This is a genomic window from uncultured Rothia sp. (assembly GCF_937976295.1).
Lineage (GTDB): Bacteria > Actinomycetota > Actinomycetes > Actinomycetales > Micrococcaceae > Rothia.
Map to the genome: position 1 here is coordinate 1 of NZ_CALJRY010000002.1, position 3,848 is coordinate 3,848.

Sequence of the window (3,848 nt, forward strand, 5' to 3'; positions counted from 1 at the left end):
AAGGAAGGCATCCGCATTGACCGCTCCGGAACCCCGCTGAACGAGGTTCCGAACCCTGTGGTGTCCATCTTCTCTACCGGTGTTCTGGAGGCTGCAATCCGCGGAATCCCGGCCTGGGTTTACCACCCGGCACCGCCGGCATGGTTGGTGGAATTCTGGGACCGCTACGGCATGAACCAGTGGGGTCAGGAACCGACCCCGGCACCGGTTCAGCCGAAGAAGGAACCGGCACAGCGTATCGCTGAACTAATGATTGAAACTTTGGAGGCATAATGCGTATTCTCTGCGTCATCCCCGTGCGCGGTGGATCAAAGGGCATTCCGCGTAAGAATCTGCGCACCATCGCGGGTAAGCCGCTGGTCGCATGGACCATCGAGCAGGCACTGGCTGCTAAGGAAGAAGTAGCCGGCGAGCACGAGCTGCGTGTTGTCGTCTCCACCGATGATGCTGAACTGGCTGATATCGCCCGCGAGTACGGTGCGGAGGTACCGTTCATACGCCCGGCGCACCTGGCTGAAGACACCACTGCAACCGAGCCGGTCATCGAGCACGCTATCGAGTTTTATACCGAAAACGGTTGGGAACCCGAGGCAGTCATGCTGCTACAGGCAACCAGCCCCGTGCGTCTGCCCGGTACTCTGGCTCGTGCAGTCCGCCAGTTCGCGGAGAACGGTAAGGACTCCATGGTCGGTGTGATTCCGATTGGTCCGTTCATCTGGACCTGGCACGCTGACGGTGAGCCCACTGCGGCGTTTGAGATTATGGCTCGCCCGCGCCGCCAGGAGCTGACCAAGGAAACTTTCCGCTACCGTGAGAACGGTTCGATGTACATCACCAAGACCCACGTGTACATGGACCACCACAACCGCCTGGCGGGCTACCCCGGCGGTACCATTGACTTGTTTATGCTGGACGAAATCGAGGGCGTCGACATTGACGCATTGATTGACTTCTCCGTGGCAGAGCACCAGCTCACTCAGATCCTGACCGAAGGCAAATAACCTTTACCCGCGCAGTACCTCCTCTGCCGCTCCCGGCTTGACCGGCACTTAGGCATTCAACTAAACACTCAAACGAAAAGGTCAAAATCGTGATTATTGAACGCAATATTGCCCCCTATGTGGTCTTCGCTGAAGACCCGATTCTCAACGCTCTGCAGAAGATTTCTGCTAACGGCCAGCGCATCATCTTCCTGGTGAACGAGTCCGGTATCCTGCGCGGTTCGCTCTCTGACGGCGACTTCCGTCGTTGGCTGATTGCTAACCCCACTGCATCCCTGGAGACCAGCGCCCTGGACGCTGCGAACACCAACCCGCAGACCGCACCGGCTAACGCTGATCCCGAGACCCTGCGCGCATACTTCGCGAAGGGTATCAACCACGTGCCGCTGACCGACGAGCGCGGTCACCTCGTGGCGCTGGCAATGGACGAGCAGGACGTCCTGCGCATCGGTAAGCACACCATCAGCGAGGATTCCCCCTCCTTCATCATTGCTGAGATTGGTAACAACCACCAGGGTAGCGTTGACTTCGCTAAGGAACTGGTGGATCTGGCTGTTGAGTCCGGCGCGGACGCTGTGAAGTTCCAGCTGCGCGACATGGACGCTCTGTACCGCCAGCGCGGTGCGGCAACCGCAGGTGAGGACCTGGGCGTTCAGTACACCCTGGACCTGCTGTCCCGCTTCTCCCTGACCGTTGACCAGATGTACGAGGTCTTCGACCACGTCAAACAGCACGACATGGACATCATGTGCACCCCCTGGGACGCACCCTCCGTTCAGGCGCTGGTTGACTACGGCATCCAGGGCATGAAGATTGCTTCTGCTGACCTGACCAACCACGAGCTGCTGCGTGACGTGGCTTCCCGCGGCCTGCCCATGCTGGTTTCCACCGGTATGAGCCGCGAAGAGGAAATCCGCGAGTCCGTGGCTCTGCTGCGTAACGCTGGCGCATCCTACGCTCTGCTGCAGTGCCAGTCCGCATACCCGGCACCCTTCAAGGACGTCAACCTGGCGTACATGGACCGCCTGGCTGAGATTGGTCAGTGCCTGGTCGGTTACTCCGGCCACGAGCGCGGCTACCACGTGCCTATTGCTGCTGTTGCTCGCGGCGCGAAGATCATTGAGAAGCACTTTACCACCGACAAGACCCTCGAGGGTAACGACCACACCGTCTCGCTACTGCCTGAGGAATTCAAGGCAATGGTTCAGCAGATCCGTGAGGTTGAGACCGCAATTGGTTCCGCTGCTCCTCGCGAGGTGTCCACCGGTGAGCTGATGAACCGCGTGAACCTGGCAAAGTCCCTGGTTGCTACCCGCCACATCGCTAAGGGCGAGGTCGTGACCGAGGCTGATGTTGCTGTGAAGTCCCCCGGCCGCGGTCTGCAGCCGAACTACCTACCGCAGCTGCTGGGCCGCACCATGCAGCGCGATGTTGAAGAAGGCTCGTTCTTCTTCGAAGGCGACCTGAAGGATGACCTGGTGACCCGCCGCGACTTCAAGTTCGACCGTCCCTGGGGTCTGCCGGTTCGTTACCACGACTACAAGCCGCTGATTGAAGAGGCGAAGCCGGACTTCCTGGAGTTCCACTTCTCCTACAAGGACCTCGAGATTAACATCGACGACGTCTTTGACTCCAAGCTGGACATGGGCTTCACCACCCACCTGCCCGACCTGTTCGCAGGCGACTTCCTGGTGGACCTCGCGTCCAAGGACCCCGAGGTGTGGGAGCGCTCCATCGCTGAGGTTCAGCGCACCATTGATATCACCCGTGACCTGACCCGCTACTTCACCGTAGACGAGGACCCGGTCATGGTCGTGACCATGGGTGGTTTCACCAAGGACAAGCACATTCCCGCTGCTGCACGTGCTGAGAAGTACGAGCGTATCGGTGAGGCGCTGAAGCGTCTGGACGCATCCGGTGTTCGCCTGGCTGCTCAGACTCTGCCCCCGTACCCCTGGCTGATGGGTGGTCAGCAGTACCACAACCTGTTCCTGGATCCGAAGGACACTGCAGAGTTCTCGCGCGCATTCGACACCGCGCTCTGCCTGGACATCTCCCACACCATGCTTGCCTGCAACTTCCTGAACATTCCGCTGTCGGAGGCTGTTGAGCAGCTGGCACCGCTGTCCATCCACCTGCACCTGGTGGACGGCACCGGCGTTGACGGTGAGGGCGTTCAGGTCGGCGAAGGCGATGTCGACTGGGCATCGCTGGGTAAGCAGCTGCGTGAGCTGGCACCGAAGGCTTCCTTCATTCCCGAAATCTGGCAGGGCCACATCAACAACGGTGAGGGCTTCTTCACCGCACTGGACCGCCTCGAGAAGTGGCTGTAGAAAGTAGACACTCACTCATGAATTCAAACGGATTTCCCACTGCCCTGTGGGTCGTTCCGGTTCCCGAGTTTGGTGGAGTAGCTCGGCACGTTGTCGATATGGCACGTGCCGGGCTCCCCGGCTTTAACCTGGTGGTTCTCGCACCCGAAGGTAAACTCACGAGCCGCCTTGAGGAACTGGGCGTCACCGTCATCAAGGCTGAGTTTGGCCCCGACTACGGTTTTAAGACTTCCTTTGTTTCTTTGCAGAAGGCTGTTGAGCAGCTTCGCCCGGATATTGTGCACAGCCACCTGGCGTATGCGGATGTTGTAGCGACCGCTGTAGTCAACGCGCTGCGTATCCGTAGCGTTATCAAGCGTGACACCTGCGTGCCTAAGCTTCTGACCACTGAGCACGGTATTGCCGGTAATGACTCGGTGTACCACGGCAGCTCCTGGCGTTCTAAGCTCATGGAAACCGTGCACCGTGTGCGCCTGTGGGGTACCGATCAGGCGATTGCTGTTTCTCGTTCTAC

Annotated in this window: 3 protein-coding genes and 1 pseudogene; all 4 read left to right on the top strand. The window is 59.5% G+C overall.

Annotated elements, in window-relative coordinates; translation table 11 throughout:
• Nucleotides 1–273, top strand: a pseudogene (locus tag Q0216_RS00015) (RNA-binding protein); the annotation flags it as partial.
• Nucleotides 273–1,001, top strand: a complete 729-nt coding sequence (locus Q0216_RS00020) for a cytidylyltransferase domain-containing protein (protein ID WP_298591803.1) — start codon at nt 273–275, stop codon at nt 999–1,001. The pseudogene Q0216_RS00015 and the gene Q0216_RS00020, both read left to right, overlap by 1 nt.
• 89 nt (nt 1,002–1,090) lie before the next feature.
• On the top strand, nt 1,091–3,334 hold the full coding sequence (locus Q0216_RS00025) for an N-acetylneuraminate synthase family protein (protein ID WP_298591805.1): 2,244 nt from the start codon (nt 1,091–1,093) through the stop codon (nt 3,332–3,334).
• A 17-nt stretch (nt 3,335–3,351) separates the two neighbouring features.
• Nucleotides 3,352–3,848, top strand: a 497-nt coding sequence (locus Q0216_RS00030; protein ID WP_298591808.1) for a glycosyltransferase family 4 protein, incomplete at its 3' end; no start/stop codon positions are given.